23 protein-coding genes are annotated in these 25158 nt (G+C 63.8%); 11 read left to right on the forward strand and 12 right to left on the reverse strand.

What is annotated here, in order from left to right; genetic code table 11:
* Positions 1–677: 677 nt before the first annotated feature.
* Positions 678–1457 (reverse strand): FadR/GntR family transcriptional regulator, encoded by a 780-nt coding sequence (locus NKI24_RS26790; RefSeq protein ID WP_352749733.1) that lies wholly within the window; start codon positions 1455–1457, stop codon positions 678–680.
* Positions 1458–1604: 147 nt separating this feature from the next.
* Positions 1605–2594: a sugar-binding protein gene (locus tag NKI24_RS26795; RefSeq protein WP_023675805.1), complete on the reverse strand. Its 990-nt coding sequence runs from the start codon at positions 2592–2594 to the stop codon at positions 1605–1607.
* Between the two features lie 425 nt (positions 2595–3019).
* On the opposite strand from NKI24_RS26795, the gene NKI24_RS26800 reads away from it, so the two are divergent.
* From NKI24_RS26800 to NKI24_RS26850, 11 genes are all read left to right on the forward strand, one after another.
* Positions 3020–3760, forward strand: a complete 741-nt coding sequence (locus tag NKI24_RS26800; RefSeq protein WP_023675804.1) for an ATP-binding cassette domain-containing protein — start codon at positions 3020–3022, stop codon at positions 3758–3760.
* A gap of 34 nt (positions 3761–3794) precedes the next feature.
* On the forward strand, positions 3795–4793 hold the full coding sequence (locus NKI24_RS26805) for an ABC transporter permease (RefSeq protein WP_352453761.1): 999 nt from the start codon (positions 3795–3797) through the stop codon (positions 4791–4793).
* A gap of 278 nt (positions 4794–5071) precedes the next feature.
* Positions 5072–5899, forward strand: a complete 828-nt coding sequence (locus NKI24_RS26810; RefSeq protein WP_352453760.1) for a helix-turn-helix domain-containing protein — start codon at positions 5072–5074, stop codon at positions 5897–5899.
* A 107-nt stretch (positions 5900–6006) separates the two neighbouring features.
* Complete coding sequence (locus tag NKI24_RS26815) at positions 6007–6456, forward strand: SRPBCC family protein (protein ID WP_352453759.1); 450 nt, start codon at positions 6007–6009, stop codon at positions 6454–6456.
* Between the two features lie 12 nt (positions 6457–6468).
* Positions 6469–7263, forward strand: a complete 795-nt coding sequence (locus NKI24_RS26820; RefSeq protein ID WP_352453758.1) for an FAD binding domain-containing protein — start codon at positions 6469–6471, stop codon at positions 7261–7263.
* Between the two features lie 49 nt (positions 7264–7312).
* A complete protein-coding gene (locus tag NKI24_RS26825) occupies positions 7313–7795 on the forward strand; it encodes a (2Fe-2S)-binding protein (RefSeq protein ID WP_352453757.1) in 483 nt (160 codons plus the stop codon).
* Positions 7796–7809: 14 nt separating this feature from the next.
* Positions 7810–9177 (forward strand): xanthine dehydrogenase family protein molybdopterin-binding subunit, encoded by a 1368-nt coding sequence (locus NKI24_RS26830; protein ID WP_352749737.1) that lies wholly within the window; start codon positions 7810–7812, stop codon positions 9175–9177.
* Position 9178: 1 nt separating this feature from the next.
* The gene (locus NKI24_RS26835; protein ID WP_352571738.1) at positions 9179–10183 is read left to right on the forward strand and encodes a xanthine dehydrogenase family protein molybdopterin-binding subunit; all 1005 of its coding nucleotides are present in this window, start codon (positions 9179–9181) and stop codon (positions 10181–10183) included.
* A gap of 9 nt (positions 10184–10192) precedes the next feature.
* Entirely contained in the window at positions 10193–11074 is an 882-nt protein-coding gene (locus tag NKI24_RS26840; protein WP_352749739.1) for an AAA family ATPase, read from the forward strand.
* Complete coding sequence (locus NKI24_RS26845; protein ID WP_352453753.1) at positions 11071–12204, forward strand: vWA domain-containing protein; 1134 nt, start codon at positions 11071–11073, stop codon at positions 12202–12204. Before NKI24_RS26840 ends, NKI24_RS26845 begins: the two co-directional genes overlap by 4 nt.
* Positions 12204–13091: an amidohydrolase family protein gene (locus tag NKI24_RS26850; protein WP_352453752.1), complete on the forward strand. Its 888-nt coding sequence runs from the start codon at positions 12204–12206 to the stop codon at positions 13089–13091. Before NKI24_RS26845 ends, NKI24_RS26850 begins: the two co-directional genes overlap by 1 nt.
* Positions 13092–13299: 208 nt before the next feature.
* Here NKI24_RS26850 and NKI24_RS26855 read toward each other — a convergent pair whose 3' ends face one another.
* From NKI24_RS26855 to NKI24_RS26900, 10 genes are all read right to left on the reverse strand, one after another.
* Positions 13300–13707 (reverse strand): carboxymuconolactone decarboxylase family protein, encoded by a 408-nt coding sequence (locus NKI24_RS26855; protein WP_352453751.1) that lies wholly within the window; start codon positions 13705–13707, stop codon positions 13300–13302.
* A gap of 367 nt (positions 13708–14074) precedes the next feature.
* Positions 14075–15571 (reverse strand): sugar ABC transporter ATP-binding protein, encoded by a 1497-nt coding sequence (locus tag NKI24_RS26860; RefSeq protein WP_352452743.1) that lies wholly within the window; start codon positions 15569–15571, stop codon positions 14075–14077.
* A complete protein-coding gene (locus NKI24_RS26865) occupies positions 15571–16629 on the reverse strand; it encodes an SMP-30/gluconolactonase/LRE family protein (RefSeq protein ID WP_352749742.1) in 1059 nt (352 codons plus the stop codon). The genes NKI24_RS26860 and NKI24_RS26865 overlap by 1 nt, the downstream gene beginning before the upstream one ends.
* The gene (locus NKI24_RS26870) at positions 16626–18749 is read right to left on the reverse strand and encodes an ABC transporter permease (protein ID WP_352749744.1); all 2124 of its coding nucleotides are present in this window, start codon (positions 18747–18749) and stop codon (positions 16626–16628) included. Before NKI24_RS26870 ends, NKI24_RS26865 begins: the two co-directional genes overlap by 4 nt.
* An 83-nt stretch (positions 18750–18832) precedes the next feature.
* The gene (locus NKI24_RS26875) at positions 18833–19858 is read right to left on the reverse strand and encodes a sugar ABC transporter substrate-binding protein (protein WP_352458300.1); all 1026 of its coding nucleotides are present in this window, start codon (positions 19856–19858) and stop codon (positions 18833–18835) included.
* A gap of 59 nt (positions 19859–19917) precedes the next feature.
* Positions 19918–20904: an ABC transporter permease gene (locus NKI24_RS26880; protein ID WP_352749747.1), complete on the reverse strand. Its 987-nt coding sequence runs from the start codon at positions 20902–20904 to the stop codon at positions 19918–19920.
* 280 nt (positions 20905–21184) lie between these two features.
* On the reverse strand, positions 21185–22627 hold the full coding sequence (locus NKI24_RS26885) for a DHA2 family efflux MFS transporter permease subunit (RefSeq protein ID WP_352749749.1): 1443 nt from the start codon (positions 22625–22627) through the stop codon (positions 21185–21187).
* Positions 22628–22852: 225 nt separating this feature from the next.
* Entirely contained in the window at positions 22853–23653 is an 801-nt protein-coding gene (locus tag NKI24_RS26890) for a 3-methyl-2-oxobutanoate hydroxymethyltransferase (RefSeq protein WP_023675787.1), read from the reverse strand.
* Positions 23654–23690: 37 nt separating this feature from the next.
* On the reverse strand, positions 23691–24005 hold the full coding sequence (locus tag NKI24_RS26895) for a MocE family 2Fe-2S type ferredoxin (protein WP_352465283.1): 315 nt from the start codon (positions 24003–24005) through the stop codon (positions 23691–23693).
* 44 nt (positions 24006–24049) lie between these two features.
* On the reverse strand, positions 24050–25138 hold the full coding sequence (locus NKI24_RS26900) for a fatty acid desaturase family protein (RefSeq protein WP_352541109.1): 1089 nt from the start codon (positions 25136–25138) through the stop codon (positions 24050–24052).
* Positions 25139–25158: the final 20 nt, after the last annotated feature.

The raw sequence follows: 25158 nt of genomic DNA on the forward strand, positions 1-25158 counted from the left end.
CCTCGTTGAAACGATCGAGGCAACCGAATGCAACAACTACTTCGCAAACGCCGGCTACGCTTCCATCAAAACGTGAAAGGCTCTAATCTCCTAAATTTGCGATTTGCGACTGACGGGAATGATCGACCTTCGTTGCTGGTTGACCCGACTTACACGCAGTTGGCCGAGAAACGATCGAATCAGCGCCGAAACCGGCCGATAACGTCGGTATTGGCGAGAAGTCTGTGCACCAAAGCACGCGCACTTCCGATCGGAAGAAGCCAAAAACAAAAAAACCGCCTCGGTGGGCGGGTCGTTGGAGCCAATTGGCACCATAACGAAATTAGTAGCATAGCTGCCGGCACAAAGCAAGAACAAAATACGCCCCCGGTCGCACAAAGCTCAACGGTGTCGACGTCATGCCGGCCAAGGATGCGAAAAATGCAGACGATCTAAGCGCATGGGCAATGCGCACGGCGCACTATTTTTCAATCAACGCCCGCGCCGCCCCTCATCGCCCTACCGGGCACTTCTCCCCGTATAGTGACGGGGAGAAGGACGCTTTCGCTGATGATTTCGCCAACTATTTCCATTGCAAAAGAGTGTGCCAAGATCGCGGCCAGCCCCTTCTCCCCGCCACTATACGGGGAGAAGGGCTGCAGCAGGATGAGGGGCGGCGCCGGACTTTGCGGTATAAATCACCGCCGCGACCGGCCGATAACGTCGTCGGTGTTGGCGAGAAGCCTGTGCACCGCGGCGCGGGCTGCGGCGGGCCGCTGCAGGCGGATGTTCTTCTCGATTGCCTCGTGCAGTGCCTGCGCCCGCCGCTGATCGCTGGTCTCGCGGGTGACGAACTGGAACAAATGGTCGAGCGCCGATTCGATCAGCACGCCGAGCGGCACCAGCAGATCGTTGCCCGAGGCCCGCAGGATGGCGAGGTGGAACCGCGTGTCGGCGCGGGTGCGCTCCTGCAGGTTGGTCGCCTCGCCCATCTCGCGGCAGGCCTGGCTGATCTCGGCCATCTGCTCGTCGGTGCGTCGCATGGCGGCAAAGGCGCTGGCCTCCGGCTCGATGATGTGGCGGAATTCCTGCACGGTCCTGAGGAACACCTCGCGGTCCGGCGAGGTCGCATACCAGGCCAGCACGTCGCGATCGAGCAGGTTCCAGCGCTCCTTCGGCTCGACCCAGCTGCCGATCTTCGGGCGTGACGCCAGCAGGCTCTTCGCCATCAGCATTTTTATGGCTTCGCGCACCGCCGAGCGGCTGACGTCGAAGGTCTCGGACCATTTGGCTTCGTTGGGCAGGATGGTTCCTGGCGGATAGTCGCCGCGCACGATCCTCAGCCCGATTTCGTTGGCCAGCGACGCATGCACGCTCGAGCCGGGAAAGTGTGCTGCGTCGGCACGCCGAACGCCGGCCGGCCGCTCAGGCTCTGCCTTGAATTTGGCGGGTCGCTTTTTTGATGTCGCGTCCGGCATTGGTATTCCCCGGCAACTGCTTGTCGAAAGCCTGAACTCAGGGCACGGCAAAGCAGCGGCCTACGCTCCAAAGCAGCGTCGCCTCGTGCGTTTTGTATGGACAGTGCGAACGGGGCACCCGTCGAAGGGCGCCCCGAAATTGCCGACCTACTTTTGGATGCAGGTGTCGACGGTGTCCTTGGTGCATTCGTCGAGGCCGGTGAACACCGGATCGGCGACCGGCTTGCCGTCGACCAGGTCGATCATCACCGAGGGCGCCTTGTAGCCCATCTCGAACGGCCGCTGGCCAACCAGCGCGGTCACCAGCCCGTCACGGGCAATCGCCACCTCGTCGCCGATCGTGTCGGCGGCGCCGATGACGAAGGCGTTGCTGGCGATCTTGTCGGCCATCGGCTTGAACAGGTCGCGGTAGGGCTGCGGAGCGCCGAACAGCGGCCAGCCGCCCATGATGCCGAAGGCGTCGAGATCGGGATTGGCGGCGAGGATGTCGGTCATCGCCTGCACGCCCTTGGCGCCGTCGTCATTGGTGAACACCGGGCAGCCGGCAACTTCCGTCCAGCCGCCTTCGCCCGCCAGCGCCGCGAGGCCGTCCTTGCCCGACAGCGCGTCACGCATGCCCTGCGCGCGGCGCAGGATGTTGTCGGCGGCCGGATTGCCTTCGATGGTGCAGATCTTGCCGCCATTCGGCTTGGCCTTCTTGATGTATTCGCCGATCTTGTGACCCATCAGGTAATTGTCGGTGCCGAGGTAGGTCTTGCGCAGCGCCGCATCTTCCTTGCTGAGGTCGGCGTCGAGGGTCATGATCGGGATCGACGGATTGGCGCTTTTGATCGTCTGCGCGATCAGCGGCGCGTTCGATGGCGAAATCGCCATTGCCACCGTATCGGGCTTGCTCAGCATGTCCTGGACGATCTGGGCTTCACCGGCCTCATCCGAGGTCGATGCCGGTCCGGTGTAGAAGCACTCATATTCCGAACTGGCGTTTTCCTTGTTCCACTTCTCGCAACCCTGGTGGATGGCCTCGAAGAATGGATTGTCGAGCCCCTTCACGACGATGACGAGCTGTTTCTTGGCCATGGCCGGCCCGGCACCCAGCGCCATGACGGCGGCGGCAGCGAGCAATAGTGATTTTCTCATGTCAGTCCTCCCTTTGAAACAAACGGACACGGCGTGCCCGCCACACACAGATCGACCCGGAGCAAGATGACAGAGGACGTCGCACTCGTGTCGCCAAGCCAGGTCGATAAGCATTTTCATATTCAGTCTCAGACCGGCACCGACAGACATCGCTGGTTACCAGATCCCTGACCGACAAACCCTCACCGATCCTTCCGGCAACCCGGTGGCTCGGCGCAAGCTCCTCCGACACTTAGCTAATATCGCCTTGTCACCGACGTCAATGCTATTTGTCCTACAAAACTGATTTTTCGAAAGAAGCCGTGGTTGACGCCAAGGAGGCATATGCGTAAATGGGCAAAATCGCTGCTTCCGGGAGGAACTGGGGAGAGCGAATGGCCGCGGCAGAACCGCAGGCCGCAAAGCACGGGGAGGCAAGAAGACTGGTGGCGGTTCTCGAACTCACCAACATCTCGAAGCATTTTGGCGCCATCCAGGCGGTCAACGACGTTTCGTTGTCGATCGAGGCCGGACAGGTTGTCGGCCTGATGGGCGACAACGGCGCCGGCAAGTCGACGCTGGTCAAGATGATCGCCGGCAATTTCCCGCCGAGCCATGGCACGATGCAGATGGACGGCAAGGAGCTGATCCTGCACAAGCCGGTCGAGGCGCGCCAGCACGGCATCGAAATCGTCCATCAGGACCTGGCACTGTGCAACAATCTGACGGCCGCCGCCAACGTCTATCTCGGCCGTGAATTGCGCCGCGGCCTCGGGCCGCTTCGCATCCTCGACTATGCCGCGATGTACAAGCGTGCCGGCCAGATCTTCGCCGAGTTGAAATCCGAAACGCGCCCGCGCGACCTGGTCAAGCAAATGTCGGGCGGCCAGCGGCAGGCGGTGGCGATCGCCCGCACCATGCTTTCGCAGGCCAAGATCGTGCTGATGGACGAGCCGACGGCGGCGATCTCGGTGCGCCAGGTCGCCGAGGTGCTGAACCTGATCCGCCATTTGCGCGACCAGGGCATCGCCGTCGTGCTGATCAGCCACCGCATGCCCGACGTCTTTGACGTCGCCGACCGCGTCATCGTCATGCGGCGCGGCCGCAAGGTCGCCGACAAGACGATCGCATCGAGTTCGCCGGAAGAAGTCACCGGGCTCATCACCGGCGCCATCGAACAGGTATGATTGACGCCTCAACCATGAGTAAAAAAGGTCGATAATGGCAGTCACCCTTGATCAGACGATCGCGCACAAGCAGCACACCTTGCTGAGCAAGGTGTTTGCCAGCCAGACCTTCTGGGTGGTGATCGCGGTCATCCTCGCCTGCCTGTTCCTGTCGGTGGCAACGGATTCCTTTGCCACGACCAAGAACCTCTACAACATCACCCGCAACGTCACCTTCGTCGCCATCGTGGCGCTCGGCATGACCTTCGTCATCATCACCGGCGGTATCGACCTGTCGGTCGGCTCGGTGCTTTGCCTGTGCTCGATGGTGCTGGCCGTCACCATGCATGCCGGCTACGGCATCGAGATCGGCATTGGCGCTGCGATCGCCACAGCGCTGATCATCGGCGCCTTCAACGGGGTTCTGATCGCCTATCTCGGCTTCCCGCCCTTCGTGGTGACGCTCGGCATGCTGTCGATTGCGCGCAGCCTAGCCATGGTCGCCTCCAACAACACCGTCGTCTTCCAGTTCGGGCCGGATCACGACAAGCTGCTGGCGCTGGGCGGCGGCGCCTGGGTGTTCGGCATCGCCAATCCGGTGCTTTACATGATCGTGCTGGCGTTGATTACCGGCTTTGTGCTGCGCTGGACGAAATTCGGCCGGCACATCTTCGCCATCGGCGGCAACGAGCATGCGGCAACGCTGACCGGCGTTCCGGTGCGCCAGATCAAGGTCGTCGTCTACATGATCTCGGCAATGGCGGCTGGCCTTGCCGGCATCATCCAGACCGGCTGGCTGGGCGCGGTCACCACCAATCTCGGCAACGGCATGGAGCTTCAGGTGATCGCCGCCACCGTCATCGGTGGCGCCAACCTGGCCGGCGGCATGGGCACAGCCTTCGGCGCGGTCGTCGGCGCGGCGCTGATCGAGGTCATCCGCAACAGCCTCGGCCTGCTCGGCATCAATGCCTTCTGGCAAGGCGTGTTCATCGGCGGCGCCATCCTGCTCGCCGTGCTGTTCGACCGCATCCGCAATTTCAGGCGCAACGACTGAATCTCGGCCGCATCCCGACGCTGAATCATAGATCGTTCGCCGGTTGAATTGCCGGCCTCGAGGCCTCGCCGGCGCTGGTCGCCGGCCTACCGCGTCGGACTAGCCATACTGGCCTGGAAACGCTCGCCTTCCTCCTATCGCCGGGTCTGATAATCCGCCGGTGCGGCGCATGGCCGGCGCCCGGACGTGCACATCCGTCTTGACGCAAGCCCGAACTGCGCCGCACAATCGCTCGCAGCAGGCGAAGGGAGGCCAGTCGCCTGCGGGAGGATATACCCATGACGGAAGCGATCAGGCTCTACTGGGGCCGGTTCGGACATGTTTCTGTCCTGAACGTCGCCAGCGACTTCGTCACCCATGCCCACGTCGAGGCGCATATCATCATCTGGCTGGAAGGCACCGCCGGCGAGATGACCATCGGCCGCGAGACGGTGCGGCTTGGACCGGGCACCGCCGCCGGCATCAATTCCTTCCAGCCGCACAGCCACGCTCTGTCCCGCGACGGCACGCCCGGCCTGTTCCTCGCCTTTTACATCGATCCGGACTGGGCACGGAAACGCCGCGAGCTGCCTTCCGCCGCGCCGCTGTTCTCCGCCCCGGCGATCACGCTCGAGCCTTGGCTGCACAAGGCAGCGGCCAACCTCCTCGACCATCTCAGCGACAATGAGAGCATCGACGACATCGCCAATTACGAGATCGAGCGCTTCATCGACAGCGTGCTCGATGCCGCCGATGCCTCCGCACCGCAGACCGTGCGCACCCGCGTCAGCACCATGCAGGATTTCCGCGTCCGCAAGGCGATCCAGCTGATGAAAGCCAATGTCTGCGAGCGTATCTGCTTCGACGACGTGGCGCGCAGCGTCGGCCTGTCGCGGCCGCATTTCTTCGCCCTGTTCAAGGAACAGACCAATCTGACGCCCAACGTCTATTGGAACACGCTGCGCATGGAGGAAGCCGTGCGGCAGTTGCAGTGGTCGCAGGAGCCGCTGATCTCGGTCGCCTGCAATCTGGGCTTCACCACGCAAGGCAATTTCTCGCGCTTCTTCCGCGACCATGTCGGCGTCCCGCCGACGCTTTACCGCGAAGCGGCGCGGGCGATCAGCTGAGCGCCCGTTTTTCAGACTATTTGATAGGCGTTCAAGACGCATTGATAAGCGCTGCCGAGCCTGCCGCCCTACCCTCCCAAGCAGCTGATTTGCAAGGGAACGATCATATGGCGAAAGTCACCATCTCCAGCGTCATCGACGCACCGGTCGAAAAGGTCTGGGCGCGCATACGCGACTTCAACGGCCTGCCGACCTGGCACCCGCGCATGATCGAAAGCCATATCGAGGACGGCAAGGATGCCGGCACGATCGGCTGCGTGCGCAATTTCCAGCTCGCCAGCGGCGCCCGCCTGCGCGAAAAGCTGCTCGATTTCTCCGACGAGAACTTCCTCGTCAGCTACGCCATCCTGGAGACGCCGCAGCCGCTCACCAACCACAAGGCGACATTGCAATTGCGGCGGGTTACCGACGGCGACCGCACCTATGCCGAATGGACCGCCAGCTTCGACGCCGCTCCAGAGGAAGCCGACAAGCTGGCCGAAGGCATGGGCGCCAACGTCTTCCAGGGCGGCTTCAACGCCCTGAAGGCCCATTTTGCCGGCCGGAGCCAGGCGTAAAGGGAGCGTTCCATGGCGCTTGCACTGCAGACTTTCGCGACGGTGAAGGACGCCGGCGCGGCGCTGAAAGCCGCCGGCACCCGCTACCTCGGTGGCGGCACACTGGTCGTGCGCGCCGCCAATGAAGGCGACGTGTCGATCTCCGGTTTCGTCAGGTCGACCGAACCGGCGCTGTCGGTCATCCACATTTCCGGCGGCGAGGTCCGCATCGGCGCCTCGGTGACCATGGCGGCGATCGCCCGCCATCCGGATCTCGCCCCGCTAGCCCACGCCGCGCGCGCCGTCGGCGGCCCGGCGATCCGCAACATGGCGAGCGTCGGCGGCAATCTCTTCGCGCCAACGCCTTACGGCGATTTCACCGTTGCGCTGCTGGCTCTGGACGCAACGGTCAGCACCGGCGACGGCGAGCTGCCGATCGAAACCTTCCTGGCGAAACGCGAAAGCAACCACGCCGTCGTTACCGCGGTCGGCTTCACGCTTCCGACCGAAGGCGGCTTTCGCTTCCTGAAAGTGTCGCGGGTCAAGCCAAAGGGCGTCTCGGTGCTGAGCATCGCCACCGTGCTGGAACAGGCGCCGGACGGCACCGTGTCGTCAGCGCGGATCGCGTTCGGCTGCATGGCCGACCGGCCGATCCGTGCCAGGGCGGCGGAGAAAGCCTTGATTGGCCGCAAACTCAGCAGCGACGGCATCGCACCGGCACTGGCCGCTGCCCGCCACGGCACTTCGCCGCCAACCGATCCGATCGCCAGCGCCTGGTATCGCAACGAAGTCCTGCCGGTCCATCTCGGCCGGCTGCTGCTCGCCTGAAAGACCGTGGCGCATATGTCCGCCTGGCTGCGGCGCAAGGAGTAAAAAGATGGCAAAGGTCCCGGTTCAGTTCACGCTCAATGGTGCCGAAAAGGCCGAATTCATCGACAGCGGCACGACGCTGCTTCATGCGCTGCGCGACAAGATCGGCGACACCTCGCCAAAAGGCGGCTGCCATCAAGGCACTTGCGGCGCCTGCTCGGTCATCATCGACGGCGAGCTCAGGCTGTCCTGCCTGACGCTGGCCGAGACCTGCAATGGCGCAACCGTCACCACCACCTCGGGACTGGCGGAAGGCGGCGTGCTGCATCCGCTGCAACGCGCTTTCCTCGATGCTTTCGCCACCCAATGCGGTTTCTGCACGCCGGGCATGATCATGGCCGCCAAGGTGCTGCTGGATCACACGCCGAACCCCAGCCGCGAGGATGTGGTCGAGGCACTGTCCGGCAATATTTGCCGCTGCACCGGCTACGAACCGATCATCCAGGCGGTGCTGAGCGCCGCGCGCTCCAATTCGCAGAACGCGGCTTGAGGGGAGTCAAAAAGATGGAACTCCGCAAGAGCTACTTTGCCGACCAGCGCAAGGACGATCTGCACGAGATCGGCCAGCCGCGGCCGCGTTCGGATTCGCCCGGCCATGTCACCGGCAAGACCGCCTATTTCGCCGACCGCAATTTTCCCGGCATGCTGCACCTGAAGATGGTGCGCAGCCCGCATCATCACGCCCGCATCCGCAGCATCGATACGTCAGAGGCGGAAAAGCACCCCGGCGTCGTCAAGGTGCTGACCGCCAAGGATGTGCCGCACAATGTCTACACCATCCTGATCCTGATCCAGATCGGGCCGGAGGACGAGACGGTGCTGGCCGACGGCAAGGTGCGCTGGAAGGGCGAGGCGGTGGTGGCGGTGCTGGCCGAGACCGAGCGCGCCGCCCAGGAAGCCGCCGCCAAGGTCAAGGTCGACTACGAAGTGCTGCCGGCTGTCTTCGACATGGACGAAGCGCTGAAGCCCGGCGCGCCGATCGTCAACGAATATCACGGCCGGAATTATTACCTCTACGATAGCGGCGAATGCCGCAAGGTGCGCTTCGGCGATGTCGAGGCAGGCTTCGCCGAGGCCGACCACGTGCTCGAACAGACCTACCAGTCTTCACCGATCGAGCATGCGCCGACCGAAACGACCGGCTGCATCGTCGCGCCGGAGGGCAACGACCGCTTCACCTGCTACACCAACACGCAGGCGATGTTCTTCACCCTCGATAACGCCTCGATCATCCTGCAGATGCCCGGCAACAAGCTGCATTTCGTCGGCGGCACTGTCGGCGGCGGCTTTGGCGGCAAGGTCGACGTCATCGTCGAGCCGATTGCCATCCTTGGCGCCAAAATAACAGGACGACCGGTCTGTTTTATCTACAGCCGCGAGGAAGAGATGCAGATTTCCTCGCCGCGCGCCGCCGAGAAAGTCGTCATCAAGGACGGCGTCATGAACGACGGCCGCATCGTCGCGCGCAAAGTGACCGGCTACACCGACGCCGGCGCCTATTCGCGCCATTCGCCCTACGGCGCGCAGAAGGGCGCCGGGCATTATCCCGGCCCGTATACGATCCCGAATGTCTGGATCGACACCTACTGCGTCTACACCAACCGCACCCCGTCCTCGGCGATGCGTGGCTTCGGCGTCACCATTGGCGATTTCGCGCTAGAGGTACAGATGGACAAGCTCGCCCGGCTGATCGGCATGGACCCGCTCGAATTCCGTTTCATCAACGCCTATCGCGATGGCGACATGAAAGCACATCGGCAGCCGACCGAGGGTGCTGCGCTGATCGAGTGCATGCAGGAAGCCTCGCGCGCCGCCAACTGGCCGGTAGCGGAAAAATTCATGGCGATGTCGTCTTACGCGAAGGGAGCTTGAGATGGCGATCAGGCGCGGACGCGGCGTCGCCGCGATCAATTATCCGACCGGCATGAATCTCGGCGGCGACCCGACCCAGGCGCTGGTCCATTCGACGCCGACCGGCAATTTCATGGTCACGCTGTCGAGCGTCGACCTCGGCCAGGGCATGAAGCAGATCATGGCGCAGATCTGCGCCGAGACGATCGGCGTGCCGACCGACCGCGTCGTCGTCGACACCGCCGACACCGACACCGGCCCGCATTGCATGGGCACCTTCGCCTCGCGCGGCACGCACCGCGCCGGCAACGCCGTCATCCAGGCGGCCAGGGAAGCCCGCCAGGTGATGCTGGAAGTGGCGGCCGAGGAGCTGGAGGTGAATGCCTCGGACCTCGAGACCGATGGCCAGGGCAACATCCTGGTCAAGGGCGCGCCGCAGAAATCGATCTCGATCTTCGATGTCGCGCTGTCGGCGCATTTCAAGCGCGGCCGTTCGATTTCCGGCCGCGGCATGTTTTTGATCCCGCGCTCCTATCCCGAAAAGGAAACCGGCGCGATGAAGCCCTCGACCTGCTACGCGCACGCCTGCACAGTGGCCGAGGTCGAAGTCGACGACGAGACCGGCGAGGTCACCGTGCTGACGGTGAAGAACGTGTTCGAGATCGGCCGCGCGCTGAACCCGAAAATGGTCGAGCAGCAACTCGTCGGCGGCTCGTGGATGGGCATCAGCCATGCGCTCTACGAAACGACCGAGCCCTATTATCCCAACCGCGACCATGGCGGCACCGACTTCAACCAATATCTGATGCCGGGTCCTGGCGATCTCGCGCAAACCGAGATCATCGTGCTGGAACGGCCCTCGGCGGACGGGCCGTATGGCGCCAAGGGGCCGGGCGAAATGTGCGCCAACCCGCAGATCCCGGCGGTCGCCAATGCCGTCTTCGACGCGGTCGGTGTGCGCATCGACACGCTGCCGATCACGCCGGAGCGCATCCTGCGGGCGCTGAAGGCGCAAGCCCCGAACTGAGTGCTGGAAATGCCCAAGAGAAGTGCCGAGACCGTCGCGACCTCGCCGGAGGCGGTGGCGTCCCGCCTCGCCGCGTCGCACTATCTCGCCGATGAGAGCCTGGCCACCGCCATCTTCCTGGCGATCCGGCTGGGCAAGCCGCTGCTGCTCGAAGGCGCGCCCGGCGTCGGCAAGACGGAAGCGGCGAAGGCGATAGCCGAGGTGCTCGGACGCGATCTGGTGCGGCTGCAATGCTATGAGGGCATCGACGCCGCACACGCGCTCTACGAGTGGAACTACCAGCGCCAGCTGCTCGCCATCCGCCATGCCGGCGAGCACGAGGTCGACATCTACGACGACCGTTTTCTCATCGCGCGGCCGCTGCTGCAGGTGCTGAAGGCACCGGAAAAGCGCGTGCTGCTGGTCGACGAGATCGACCGCTCGGACCATGAATTCGAAGCGCTGCTGCTGGAGTTCCTGTCCGATTTCCAGATCAGCATTCCCGAGCGCGGCACCATCCGCGCGACGGCGCAGCCGATCGTCATCCTGACCTCGAACCGCACCCGTGAACTGGCCGAAGCGCTGCGGCGACGCTGCGTTTATCACTGGATCACCTATCCCGACGCCGGGCGCGAAGCCGAGATCATCATGCTGCGCACCGGCGATGTCGCCGAGGCCACGGCCCGCGCCGTTGCCTCGGCCGTGCGCGACATTCGCGCCCGTCCGCTGGCCAAGCCACCAGGCATCGCCGAGGCGGTCGAATGGGCCAATGCCGCGACCATCCTCGAAAAGGGCGGCAGTCCGTGGCCGGAAGCATTTCGCCGGGCCATTGGCGTGCTGATCAAGGACGAGGAGGACCTTTCCTGCATCGCGCCCGAGCTCGGCAAGATTGTCGAGGAGGCGCTGGCGTGAGCGCGGCGGGCCTGCCTCAAGGAGCAGCACCCTTGCTCGGCTTTGCCCGCCTTCTGCGCCGCTACGGCTTTGTCATAGCACCCGAGCAGGTCTCCGGCTTCATGCAAGCGGTGACGTTGCTCGGTCCCCGTTCGATGGCCGACATCCACGAGGCGGCTCTTGCCACGCTGGCGCCGCCGCCCGACCGCCGCGACGAGTTCGAGGCGCATTTCCGGAGCCATTTCTATGGCAGCACCGCTGCCGTGGTCGAAGGCGAGGCCGACGAGGAAACGCGCGTCAAGGACGATGGCGGAACGAGCCAAGAGGGAATCGAAGTGATCCGCCAGGAGGAAGGCGGCGAACTGTCTTCGGCGAGCGAACAGTTGAGCGTCCGCGAGTTCCATCGCGATAGCGACGGGCTTGCCGCCTTCCGCCGCAAGCTCGCCACCGCTTTGCCCGCGCGCCGCTCCTTCCGCACCGTGCGCACGAATGCCCGCGGCAAGCTCGACCTGCGCCGCTCGCTGCGCGAAATCGTCAGTGCCGACGGCGATATCCCCTCGCCGCTGCTGCGCCGGCGGCAGACAGTGCCGCGCAAGCTTCTCATGCTGATCGACGTGTCCGGCTCGATGAAGCTCTACACATCAGACTATCTCAAGCTGGCACACGCGGCGGTGCAAGGCGCCGACCGGGCGGAAATCTTCACTTTCGGCACACGGCTGACCCGTATCACCTCGGCGCTGCGCATTCGCGACCGCGACCAGGCGCTGGCCCGCGCCGCTGCCCAGGTCGACGACTGGGACGGCGGCACCCGCATGGGACCGACGCTGCTCGCGTTTCTATCGGTGCCGCGCTTCTCCGCTTTTGCGCGCGGGGCGGCAATCGTCATCCTGTCCGATGCGCTGGAGCGCGGCGACCATGCCGAGCTGGAGACGGCGATGCGCCGGCTGAGCGCGCGCGCCTTTCGGCTTTCGCTGGCGACGCCGTTGGCCGGCGACCCGCGCTTCCGGCCGGCCACGGCAGCACTTCGCGCCATCCTGCCGGTGCTCGACGATCTGGTCGACGGCTCCTCGATCGCCGGCCTCACCGATTTCATCCTGTCGCTCGCCCGCCCCGCCCCGGCGGCCGCGGCAATCTGGAAGAGGGTTTTGTGATGCAGAAGGCGATCGACGCGCATTTCCACATCTGGCGCCGAGAGGACCAGCCCTGGCTGCGGGGACCGATGGTGCCGCGCATCTTTGGCCCCTACGAGCCGATCCGCCGCGACTATCCGATCGAGGAATTCCTCGCCGACCAGCAAGGTTCGGGCGTCGAGAAGGCGGTCTACGTACAGACCAATTGGGCGAAGGAGGATTTCGAGAACGAGGTCGCGTTCCTGCAGAAGACCGCGGAAGAAACCGGCTGGCCGCACGCCATCGTCGGCTATGCCGACATGACGGTGGACGATATCAGGCCCCAGATCGACCGGCTGATCAAGTATCCGCTGCTGCGCGGCGTGCGCATGCAGCTGCACTGGCACGGAACGCCGGCCTTCCGCTTCGCCGCCTCGGCCGATCAGGTCATCGATCCCAAGGTGCGGGCCAATGTCGCGCGGCTGAAGGATTACGGCCTGTCCTTCGACCTGCAGCTTTTCCCCGCCCAGATGAAGGACGGGCTGACGCTCGTCGGCGACAACTCCGAGACGAATTTCATCCTCACCCACGCCGGCATGCTGACCGACATGGAGCCGGAGACCACCGAGGCGTGGAAGTCCGGCCTGCGCACGCTGTCAGCGGCGCCCAACCTCTATGCAAAGCTGTCCGGCCTCGGCACCTTCGTCCACCGCAACGACCCGGCGCTGATCGCCTATATCGTCGACAATGCCATCGACATCCTCGGCAGCAATCATCTGATGTTCGGCTCGAACTTCCCGATCGAGAAGCTGTGGACCAGCCATGCCGAGCTGATCAGGGCGCACCGGGAAGCGGTGGGCAAGCACGGCACGGCGGCAGAGGCGGATATCTTCTGGAACACGGCGGCGAAGGTATATCGGCCGGTGTAGCGCGCATCCCTTCTCCCCTTGTGGGAGAAGGTGGATCGGCGCGTAGCGCCGAGACGGATGAGGGGTGCTGGAAGAAACTCGGCGGAGAAAATTCAAGCGATTTGAAGCACTTACGTCTCCAAGGCCGCGATCCGTCCAGCACCCCTCATCCGACCGAGCTTCGCTCGGCCACCTTCTCCCACAAGGGGAGAAGGGAAGGCGCCGCGCCTCACCTCACCTCGAACTCCGGATCGACCGGGATCTGCAGCGCCGTCACCATCTGGTTGGTTTGCCCGGCCAGCCCGATGATCGACACCAACTCGCCATGCTGCGCGTCGGTCATGCCTTTGGCCCGCGCTGCGGCGGTGTGCGAGTGGACGCAATAGGAGCAGCCATTGGCAGTGGAGACGGCGATGTAGATCATCTCCTTGGTCAGCGGGTCGATGGCGCTGTCCGCGACCATCACCGCCTTGAGCTGTTCCCACACCCGCTTCAGCGAGACCGGATCATTGGCCAGCCCGCGCCAGAAATTGTTGACGAAATCGGATTTGCGCGTCGCGCGGATGTCGTCGAACACAGCCTTCACGGCGGGAATCGCCTCGACCTCGGCATCGGTCAGAAGTTTCGTCGTGGCCATGGCTTGGTCCTTTCGTTTGGATCGTTATGCGAGGTCGTTGAATCAGGTCGGGAAAAAAGGCGACTAACCGCCTTGGATGAACCAGCAATTGACGCGCTGAGGCAAGACCGTAAGGCTGGCCGAGGCCCCTCACCTTCGTCATCCCTGGGCGAAGCAGGAGCGAAGCTCCGTCGCGGAGACCCTGGGATCCATGCCGTGACCTTAGCCGAAGAACGCAGCGAAACAGAATTCTGCACCGCTGCAGCACTCGAAAGTCGCGGCATGGATCCTGGGGTCTGCGCCGCGTCGCTGCGCTCCTTGCTTCGCCCCAGGATGACGAATGGACTGGCGACTCGGCCAATTGTCGAAGTACGCATCGCCCGGGAACCTAATGCACGGCCGCGTACATGATCTTCTCCTCCGTCGCCTCCGCCGGCGAGAACTCCTCGACGATGCGGCCCTGCCGGCAGACCAGGATGCGGTCGGACAGGTTCATAATCTCCGGCAGGTAGGACGAGATGACGACGACTGCGAGGCCTTCATCGGCCAGCCGGTTGATGATCTGGTGGATCTCGGCGATGGCGCCGACATCGACGCCGCGCGTCGGCTCGTCGAAGATGACGATGCGCGGCTTCTGCACCAGCCCCTTGCCGATCACCACCTTCTGCTGGTTGCCTCCGGAAAGCTCGACCACGCGCGCATTATCGTTGATCGCCTTGACGTTCAGCGTCCTGGTCCATTCGGCAGACAGCGCCCGCATCTCCTGCGCATTGATCACCCAGCCCTTTTCCCGCCCTGCCGCCAGGAAGCCGCCGAACAGGTTCTCGGCGACGTCCATCGTCTCGAAAATCCCCTCGCTCTTGCGGTCTTCGGTGACATAGACGATGCCGTCCGCCACCGCCTCGCTGGGGACGAGATAGCGCACCGGCCGGTCGTGCAGTTCAATGCTGCCGCCGCGCAGGAAGTCGCGCTTGTAGATGCCGGAGACGATCTTGAACGTCTCGGTGCGGCCCGAGCCGATCAGCCCGAACACGCCGGTGATCTGGCCCTCGAAGATCGAGAAGGAATTGTTGCGCACGACATTGCTCATCGAGATGTCCTGTACCGACAGCACCTTCCTGCCGGCCCTGCGCAGCCTGGCCTCGTCGCGCTGGCTGTAGAGCTGTCCCGACAGCGTCCGTCCGACCATCGCCGCGACGATCCTGTCGCGATCGAAGGCTGCGGTGTCGTCGGTGATCACCAGCTCGCCGTCGCGCAGGATGGTGATGCGGTCGGCGATATCAAGCGCTTCTTCAAGCGCATGGCTGATGAAGACGATCGACACGCCCCTTGCCTTGAGCCGGCGGATCAGCGCGAAGAAGTGCCGCTTTTCCTCTGGCGTCAGCGTCGCCGTCGGCTCGTCGAAGATGATGATCTCGGCATTGTGGTGGACGGCGCGCGCGATCTCGACCATCTGCCGCTTGGCCGCGCCCAGCGTCGCCACCATGGCATTGGGGTCGACGGGAAAATTCAGCGACTGCAGGAACTGCTGCGCCGAGATATAGGTGCCGCGCAGCCGGTTGAGAAAGCGCTCCGTGCCGAGGTAGAGGTTCTGCGCCACCGTCATCGACGGCACCAGGCTGGTTTCCTGGAACACCATGGCGATGCCGGCTTCAAGTGCCGCATGCGGCGAGGCGTAGGCGATCTCCTGACCCTTGTGGAACATCTTTCCCGATGTCGCGTCGACAACGCCGGCGATGATCTTGGTCAGCGTCGATTTTCCTGCACCGTTCTCGCCGAGCAGCGCGTGGATCTCACCCTTGCGCAGCTCGAAGCTGACATTCTTCACCGCAGGCACACCGCGATAGGTCTTGGTCACGTTTTCCAGGCGGACGATCGGTTCCATCAGCGATGCCCTCCTGAAGCCAGATCGATGGCCAGCAGGCAATCGCCGCCTTTCGAGGCAATGAACAGGCGACCGTCTGTCTCCGCCACGCTGCAGATGCCGTGGCGCGTGCCGTTGGCGCGGCTGTGCAGGCTGTACTGCGGCCGCATGTCCCGATCGAGCCTGACCACCAGCCCGTAGGAGCGGCTCGGCGACCATGGCTTGTGGATGCCCATGGTGCGGATGCCGCCGCATTGCAGCGGCTCGAGGAAGCTGCGGTTGGAGGCGAGTGCCGGCGCGATCCAGTGTTGCGGCGACACTTGCGCCAGCATGTCGTTTCGATAGTGCTTTTCCTGCAGCACGAATTCGATCAAACGGTTGCGGGGCGCAAACAGCGCCAGCCAGGCACCGCCATCGGCGGCGGGCGATAGCCGCGCGGGATAGCCGGGCAGATGCGCCAGCACCGTCGAGCGGCTGCCTGTCGCGCCGTCGAAGCGGACGAGTTGGTGCCGCCAGCTCTCGCCGACCAACACGTCCTTGCCGGTTGGATGCAGCCCATAGGGAAAGGCGATGTCACCGGCGAGCTTGCGGAATTCGCTGCCTGCCGGATCGCGCTTCCACAGCGAACCCGACGCACCCTTCTTCATCAGATCGGCGGCCCATTCCGACGGCGCGTGTTCGGCCGAGCCATTGGCCAGCCAAAGTGTGCCATCTTCTGCGTAGGCGAGTGCTGTTATGCAGCGGATCTCGGCCGGCAGGGCGGCCTCCTTGCCTGCAATCAGCAGCCTGCCGCTTTCGAGCCCGACCGTCAGTTCGCCGGCGGGCGAGCGCGCGAGCGCGGTGACGGCGGCCGGAAATGTCTCGACCAGAACAGGCGCGCCACCGGCGGCGAGCGCGTAGACGGCATTGCCGCTGGACGCCAGCAGCCGGCCGTCGGCGACCAGCAGATTGTCGGGCTCGGGCAGTTCGGCGAAGGCCGCAACATCGTCCAGCAGCGTGTTCGGCCTGAAGGCACCGTCGAGCGGCGGGATGGTAACCGCCTTGCCGCGAAAGATGTCGAGGATCGGGTCCAGCATCATGGCTTGGCACCCCAGTAAGAAGCGGGGCTGGTCCAGTTCGGGTCGGCGCCGGCAATCCGGTAGCGGCCGATGCGGTTGTTGAGGATGCCGCCGACGAACAGAAAACCCTTGTGCTCGCGCATCGAAGTCACCATCGGATGCGCGGCGCCCGACAGGTCGCCCATCGCCTCGACGATGCCGCCCTTCTCGTTGAATTTCACCACACCGCCGGTGTTGATGTTGGGGAGCAGCCATTCGTCCTGCGGCAGCCGGCGCGTCATGCGCTTGCGCATGTCGGGATGGCGCAGCGACAGGTCGAAGCTCGGCGTGCGCATGCCGAGCCAGGCCATCCAGTAATTGCCGTCTGACGCTCGGTTGATGTTGTCGGGGTAGCCCGGCATGTCGCGGATGACGCATTCGGCGGTGCCTGCTTTCGGCCCCACCAGCCAATAGCGATGCACGCGGCAGGCCCAGCTTTCGGCAAAAAACAGCGACTTGCCGTCATGCGCCATGCACACGCCGTTGGTATAGCGGTAGCCGTCGAGCAATGTCTTGGTCGAACCGTCCTTCGGATCATAGACAAGCAGCCGCCCGGTGGCGCGGTTCTCGATCGAATCCAGCGCCCAGTCGTGCGCGTCATAGCGCTTGGTGGAATCGGTGAAGTAGATGCGGCCGTCCGGCGCGATGTCGCAATCATTGGGGTCGCGCAGCCGCGCATCGTCGACGATCGAAGTCCAGGAGCGTGACGTTTCCGCCGAAAGCCGCTTCACCTCGCGCTGCGGCGAGACCGAATAAAGCCCCATCGCGCCAACGCAGCTGATCAGATTGCCTGTCTTGTCGAAGGCCAGGCCGAGCGGAAAGCCGCCAATATGGGCAAAGACCTCCGAGCGTTTGTAGTCCGGCGCGAAGAAGCGGACGATCTCGCCATGCCTGGTGCCGCAATAGAGATGGTCGTCGCGGTCGAGGATGACGTCTTCCGGCCCTTCCAGCTCGCCGAGCCCGATATGGTCGGCCTCCGACAATCGGTTGTCGAGTTCGTAAGGGGTGCCCGAACCCGGTGCCGCCGACTGCGTTGCCCCCATCTTCAGGTAGACCGGTGCGACATAGACCTCGTCCAGAACCTTGTGGCGGTTCTTCAGCCAGCGAATGTCGATGGTGACAGCGACGGCCAGCATGATGCCCAGCACCATCTGGTTGGTGCCGGTGCCATAGCCCAGCCGGATCAGCCCGTTGGTCATCGTCAGCACGATGATCGCGCCCATCAGCCCCTTGATCACCGAACCGCGGCCGCCGCCCAGGCTGACGCCGCCGACGACCGCCGCCGTCAACGCCATGACCTCAAGGTTGAGGCCGGTTCCCGGCCCTGCCCCGCTCAGCCGGCAGGCGATGAGAAAGCCGCCGAGCGAGGCGCAGAAGCCGGAGAACACATAAGTCATGAACACGGTGCGGCGCACGCGGATGCCGGCATTGTGGGCCGAGCGCCGCGACCCGCCTACCGCCTGCACGTGCCAGCCGGGCCGCGAGCGCGTCAGCGCGACGTGGGTAATGATGGCCAGGATAATCGCCGCCCACACCGCAACCGACAGGCCCCAGAAGGTATCGTCGCCGATGAAGTCCAGCACATCCGATGTGGCATCGGAAAGCTGCACGTCGGCGGCATAGGTGGTGACCAATATGTCGAACAGCGCCCGCCCGAAAATGAAGGTGACCAGTGTCGTCAGGAAAGCGCGCAGGCGGAAATAGCCGATCAGATAGCCATTGATCGCGCCGAACAGCAGGCCGGTGACGATCGAGGCGGCCAGCGCCAGCCACACCGACTGTTCGAGGATGAAGAAGACGAACACGGCGGAAAAACAGGACAGCGCGAAGATCGAGCCGACCGAAAGGTCGATGCCGCCGCCCAGCATGACCACCGTCATGCCGCTGACGACCAGCGAGAACTCGCCGAGCTGGCGGGTCGATTCCTGCAGCGACATCGGCTTGAAGAAGCCGGGGATGATCGAACCGAACACGCTGAGCGTCGCCACCAGCGCCAGGAAAGGAATGGCGTTGTCGGTCCAGCGTTTGCTTAGGATCTCGCCGACGAGGTGGTCGGGCACGAGATTGTAGCGCCAGGATTGAAGGCGTTCGCGAAAGGACATCGGTTGCTGCTGCCACTCAAGAGAGAAAGAGGCGGCCGAACCCGGTCCGGCCACCTCGTCGATGCTTGCAACGGACCCGCGGTTTACTTGGCCGCAGCTTGGGCTTGCAGTGCCTTCAAGTCCCAGCAGCTGTCTGGCTTGAGGTCGGCCTTGGTTGTCGCCTTCTCCAGCGTATAGATGTAGGTGTGCGAGGTGCCGGCCGGCTGGCCACTCTGCAACAGGAACTTGATGACGGCGTTCATGTCGCCCGACTGGCGGGCAAGGTCGGTCATCACCACCGCGCCATAGGTGCCGTCCTGCAGCTTGTCGCAGTCGGCAGTCTTTTCGCCACCGCCGGTGGTGACTAGAAAGACTTTGCCTTCGAGCTTGGCATCGCGGATCGCAGCCGATGCGCCGGTCGCGTCGCCGTCCCAGAAATCGATGATGGCGCAGATGTCGGGGTTCTGCTGCAGCATCGTCGTCGTCACGTTGCGCGAGGTCGTCGCATCCCAGTTGGAGTCCGGCTTGGCCACGACCTTGAAGTCGGGGTTCTTGTCCAGCACCTTCATGATGCCGGCATACTGGTACAGGCTCGATGAGTTGGCCTGGTCGCCCTGCACCAGCCCGATCTTCTTGGACGAGTTCGGCCCACAACCCTTGATCGCCGCTTCGGCTTCCAGCTGGCCGAGGCGATCCCAGTCGCTGCCGACAAAGGCATCGGCCGGGAAGTTCGCCGGATTGTCGACCAAAAGCACATAGGTGCCGGCCGCCTGCGCCTTCTTCATCAGCTTGGCATAGGAGTTGAGGTCGGGCGAGTGGATGATCAGCACGTCCGGCCTGGCGTCCGACGAGATCGCGTCGGTTATCGCCTGCGCGCCGGCATCGACCACCCAGTTCGGGTCACGCGTCTCGAACACGCCGCCCCAGGCCTCGACCTCCGTCTTCAGGTAATGCGCCCAGCCCTGTGCCAGGTCGAAGCCCATCGCCATCGGGACCAGCATCACGCGCTTGCCCTTGAGTGCTTGCGAATAGGCGCCCGGACCCGGATCTTCGGCCGCGAAGCCTGGCGCCACGAATGCGGAGGCGGCAAGCGCTGCCGCGGCAGCCATAAACGTCCTGATGATTTTCATGTCACATCCTCTGGTTTGGTCGTTGTCGTTCGCGGCCGGCCCCAACCGTTCGCGTCAGTCTAAATATCGCCTTGCTGCGCGGTCTGCTCGTCGCGCGGATTGATGAACCCATCGACGATGATCGCCGCCAGCAGGATCGCGGCCTTGATCAGGTTCTGATAGAGCAGCGGAATGTCGATGATGGTCATCGCGTTGAGCAGGATGCCAATCAGCGCGGCACCCACCAGCACGTTGCGCACCCCGCCCCGCCCGCCCGACAGACCGATGCCGCCGATCACCGCCACCAGCACGATGTCGTAGAGCAGCGTGGAATTGACGATGCGGGTGTTGATCGAATGCAGGCTGGCGGCGGTGAGCAGGCCGGCCACCAGCGAGACCAGGGCCGACAGCACGTAGCGCAGCACCAGCATCGGGCGCACTGGAATGCCGATGTTGCGCGCGGCGACCGGGTTGTCACCGGCGAAATAGACGTAGCGGCCCCATTTGGTGTAGCGCAGGAACAGGAAGAAGGCGAAAGCCAGCCCGGCGAAGACAAACACCTCGATCGGGATGTCGAGGAAACGCAGCCCGCCCAGAAGCTCGACCCAATGGCCGGGCGGCACCGGCACGGCGTCCTGCGTGATCAGTTGTGAACGCACATAGCCGAAGACGAAGGATGCGGTCGCCAGCGTCACGAAGATCGCCGGGACCTCGGCGTAGGCGACCAGGATTCCGTTCAACAGCCCGATGGCGAGAACACCGGCGAGCACATAGGCGAAGGCCAGCCCGTCGAACATCCCCGAATTCAGCAGTTGCAGATACCACGCGACCGACATCGCCATGATCGCCACCGCCGAGAGATCGATGCCCCTGCCGATGATGACGACCGCCATGCCGAGCGCCAATATGCCCAGCACCGAGACCGAGCGCACGATGGCAACGAGATTGTTCGAGTTGATAAACCCGGGCAGTCCGATGGCGGCGGCAATGAACAGCACAACCGCGATGGCAAAGACAATGCCCTCCTGGTTCAGGCTTCTCCAGTTTAGCCAGCCGGTCGCGTTCATTGCCCGCTTTCACCCGCGATGGCTACGCCCTGCTCCCTCTGCGGCCATCGGAACGAAAGCTAATCGGCTCAAGACCAATTCGTCAAATGAATCCGCGCATTGCAGGCCGGCTTGCGAGGAAATTCTGCGGTTGGACGCGCCGATTGGCGAGGCTGGCGCAATGCCAGGAACTCAAGCTGTTTTGCAATTGATCGCGCCGATCGGACCGCTGGCAAAGGTTTGCTCCGGAACGAGCGAAGCAGGCATAATTTATGTCCGCGATTGCCGCTGGATTCCCGCGTCAAATCCGCAAAACATGGCCCGAGACCTCGGCGCCGGCAGCCTTCGGCAACGCCAGGAAGCGACACGAGGCGACGAGCCCGATTGCGCCGATCGCCAGGAAGGCAAGGCGGAAGTCGACGAGATCGAGCGCTGCCGCGCCCCTGGCGATCTGTGACAGGTTGAGCAGTGCCGCCGCCACCGCCACGCCGAACAGCATCGCTATCTGCTGCAGCATGCTGGACAACGTCGCCGCCGAACTACGCTGCGGTGAGGCCACATCGGCGAAGGCCAGTGTGTTGAGCGCGGTGAACTGCATCGAGCGCGAAAGGCCGGCGATCAGCATCAGCACCACCACCAACGCTTGCGGCGTCTGCGGCGAAAGCGCCGCGCAGGCCATGATCGACAAAGAGGCGATCACCCCGTTGACGATCAGCACCGAACGGAAACCGAAGCGCCTCAGCGTCGGCGTCGTCACCGCCTTCATACCGAGATTGCCAAGAAAATAGGCCAGGATCATCATGCCAGCATCGACCGGGCTCAGGCCGAAGCCGACCTGGAACAAAAGCGGCAGCAGGAACGGCGTGGCGTTGATGGCGATGCGGAAGATCGTGCCGGCCGACAGCGTCGAGATGGCAAAGGTCTGCACCTTGAAAGCTGTGAGATCGAGCAGCGGATGGTTGGCGCGTCGCAGATGCCGCACCGCCAGCCAGCCGACCAAAATGCCCATGCCGAGCAGTGCCACGGTCGGCAACACACCCTCCTGCGGATGCGCGATGCGCTCGAGGCCATAGAGCATCGCGGCGAGCCCCACCGAGGTCAGCAGGAAGCCCGGCCAATCGAGCGGCTTGGCCCCAGCTTCGCGGTCGCTGGGAATGAAGCGGGCGACCAGCGTCAAACCGGCAATCCCAAGCGGAATGTTGATGAAGAAATTCCAGTGCCAGGAGAGATAAGTGGTGATGAAGCCGCCAAGCACCGGCCCGACCACCGGCGCAAACAGCGCCGGCCAGGTGATCAGCGCCGTGGCGTTGAGAAGCTCGGATTTCGGCGCATTGCGCAGCACCAGGATGCGGCCGACCGGCGTCATCAGCGCGCTGCCCAGGCCCTGCACCGCGCGCGCGGCGACGAACTCGGCCAGGTTCTGCGAGATGCCGCAAACGAGCGAGGCCAGCGTGAACAGGGCGATCGCCACGAGGAAGATGTTGCGCGCGCCAAAACGGTCGGCAAGCCAGCCGGACAGCGGCACGAACACCGCCATGGTCAGCATATAGACGGTGATGCCGATGCTCATCGCCACCGCCGGCACGCCGAAGGATTCTCCCATCTGCGGCAGCGAGGTCGAGATGATGGTCGAATCCAGAAGCTGCATGAAAAAGGCGACGGCGACGATCAGCGCCACCCGCCGAGCTTGCCGCGCCGCCGGCGCGGTTTCGGGCAAGGCTTTGTTTTCGGGAATGGCGGTCATGCAAAGAACTGTCCGAAGGGGAATTTTCACCCGCTCCATCGGCAACCGCACAATTGTCCGGCAAACCGATGACCCACCGGTTTCAACAGCATCCGGCCGGTGCCGTCCAGACCTGGACCAACAAACTTTCGTGTGGCATCGCAGCCGCCATGCGATGACCTGGCCCTGGCGCCGAACCGGCCTTTTACGATCCGCGATGATGCTTCGTGCCGCAGCCGGCGTATCTCATGCGGCTTCGATCTTCTCCAGGAACAGGCTGAGCTGGTCCGGGTCCATGTGCACGACGTGCCTGTCTTCGGGATACGCCAGGCTGTTCACATCGGCGACATATTCGGAAAAGGCGGCGATGCGTTCGGCCTGCAGGCGATCGTATTCGGCGGCGAAATTGCGATAGACCTTGGAATGGCGCGGCATGTGGCCACGGTTCTGGCCAAGAATGTCGTCGGCGAACAGATACTGCGCGTCACAGCCGGTGCCCGCTCCCATCGACAGCATGATCAGCGACGTCCGTTCCGAGATCGCCTTGGCCACTTCCACCGGCACCACTTCGATCTCGGCGCCGATCGCGCCGGCGGCCTCCAGTTGCTTCACCGCCTCGAACACCTGCATGGCGGTGTCGGCGGTCTTGCCGACAGCCTTGAAGCCGCCGGTCCAGGTGGCGCGTGACGGGATGAGGCCGACATGGCCGATCACCGGAATGGCATCGTCGGCCATTCGCTTGATGGTGGCATAGCCGGCGCTGCAATAGACGGCATCGGCGCTGGCCTTGTAGAGCCGGAACGCCCAGCGGACGAAATCATCGGCGGTGCCGATTTCGAAGAAATTCTCACCCGGCATGGTGAACAGGCTGGGTGCCGCATCGCGGTATTGCGGATTGAGCACCAGCTCCGGCGGCACCGAGACGATATCGACGCCGGCGCGTTCGGCGGCCTCGGCCTCGTCCATCGTCAGCACGCGCAGCATCGTCAGCTGCCGCTTGCCCTTCATGGCACGCAGGTCTGCGACGGTCGGTCTTTTCCGGCTCATGGATTTTGGTTCCCTTTGCTACGTGACAGAAGGCCGGTCAGGCGATCTGGATCATCACCTTGCCAGCTTCCACCTTGACCGCATAGGTCTGCAGATTGACACAGACGGGAGCCCCTTTGGCCTGGCCGGTCTTGTAATTGAAGCGGCCATTGTGCTTTGGGCATTCGATGATGTCGTCCATGACAAGCCCATCGGCCAGATGCGCCTTCTCATGCGTACAAAACCCGTCGGTGGCGAAGAATTCATCGTCCGGCGAACGGTAGATCGCGAAGGTGCGGCCGCCATGGTCGAAGCGGATGACATCTTCCTCTTCGACATCGTCCACGGCGCACGCTTCGACCCAATCGGCCATCTCTGCTTCTCCCGAAATTTCTGCGTTGCGCTGGTGCGCAGTACCTACTCAGCCGCTGCCGACATGTTCACTTCGTGGAATTCGCCACGATAGGGCCGTGCGGTTGGCGGCAGTTCGCGCTTGAGGAAATAATCCTCGTATTTGAGCTGCCTGAGCAGGACAGGCCAGACCTCGCGATAGGCATGCCATATCGACGGGTTCGGTTCCGGCAGATCGTGCTTGATCAATTCATGCAGCCTGGGCAGCGCGTGATAGGGCACCATCGGAAACATGTGGTGCTCGACGTGGTAGTTCATGTTCCAGTAGATGAACCGGCTGATCGGGTTCATGTACACGGTACGGGTGTTGAGCCGGTGATCGACGACGTTGTCGGCCAGACCGATGTGTTGCAGCAGGCCGGTCATCACCATGTGCCAGGTGCCGTAGAGGCGCGGCACGCCGATGAGCACCACCGGCACCCACGACTGCATGGTGAGGGCGAGTGCTATCGTGGCGATGTAGACGGCGATGTGCCAGCGCGCCGCGATGACGGCCTTGTGCTGTTCCATCTCGGGAACGTAGCTTTTCTCGTCGGGCGTCAGCTTGCCGAACGCCTGGCGTACCAGTGCCGGAAGCGAATAGCGAAAATCGAGGATGCCGGTGAAAGCCAGCGCCGCACGCAAAAGGTCCGGCGGGCGCATCACGGCGATCTCGGCGTCGCGGCCGACGATGATGGTGTCGGTGTGGTGGCGGGCATGGCTCCAGCGCCAGGTCACCGGGTTGCGCATCAGCATGAAGCTGGCGATCTGGTAGACGACATCGTTCATCCAGCGCGTGCGGAAGGCAGTGCCATGGCCGCATTCGTGCCAGCGCGAGTCGCTGGACGAGCCGTAGAGCACGCCGTAGACGAAGAAGAACGGCACGCACCACCAGGTACCCCAGAAATAGATGGCGCCGGCGGCCGAGCCGAGGATGGCGACGATCCAGATGATCGTGTCGCGGATCGCCGGGCCGTCTGAGCGCTGCATCAACTCCTTGATCGCCTTGCGGGGAACATCCGTGTGGTACCACTCCGCCGAGGCAAGCCCGGTTTCGATCGCCCTGCGCGTGCTTTCGCCGACCAGGCTGTAATCGCGCTTTACCGTGCCAGCCATTGTGACCTCCAATTCCCGAT

This window comes from Mesorhizobium sp. M0701, from assembly GCF_040320365.1.
GTDB lineage: Bacteria > Pseudomonadota > Alphaproteobacteria > Rhizobiales > Rhizobiaceae > Mesorhizobium.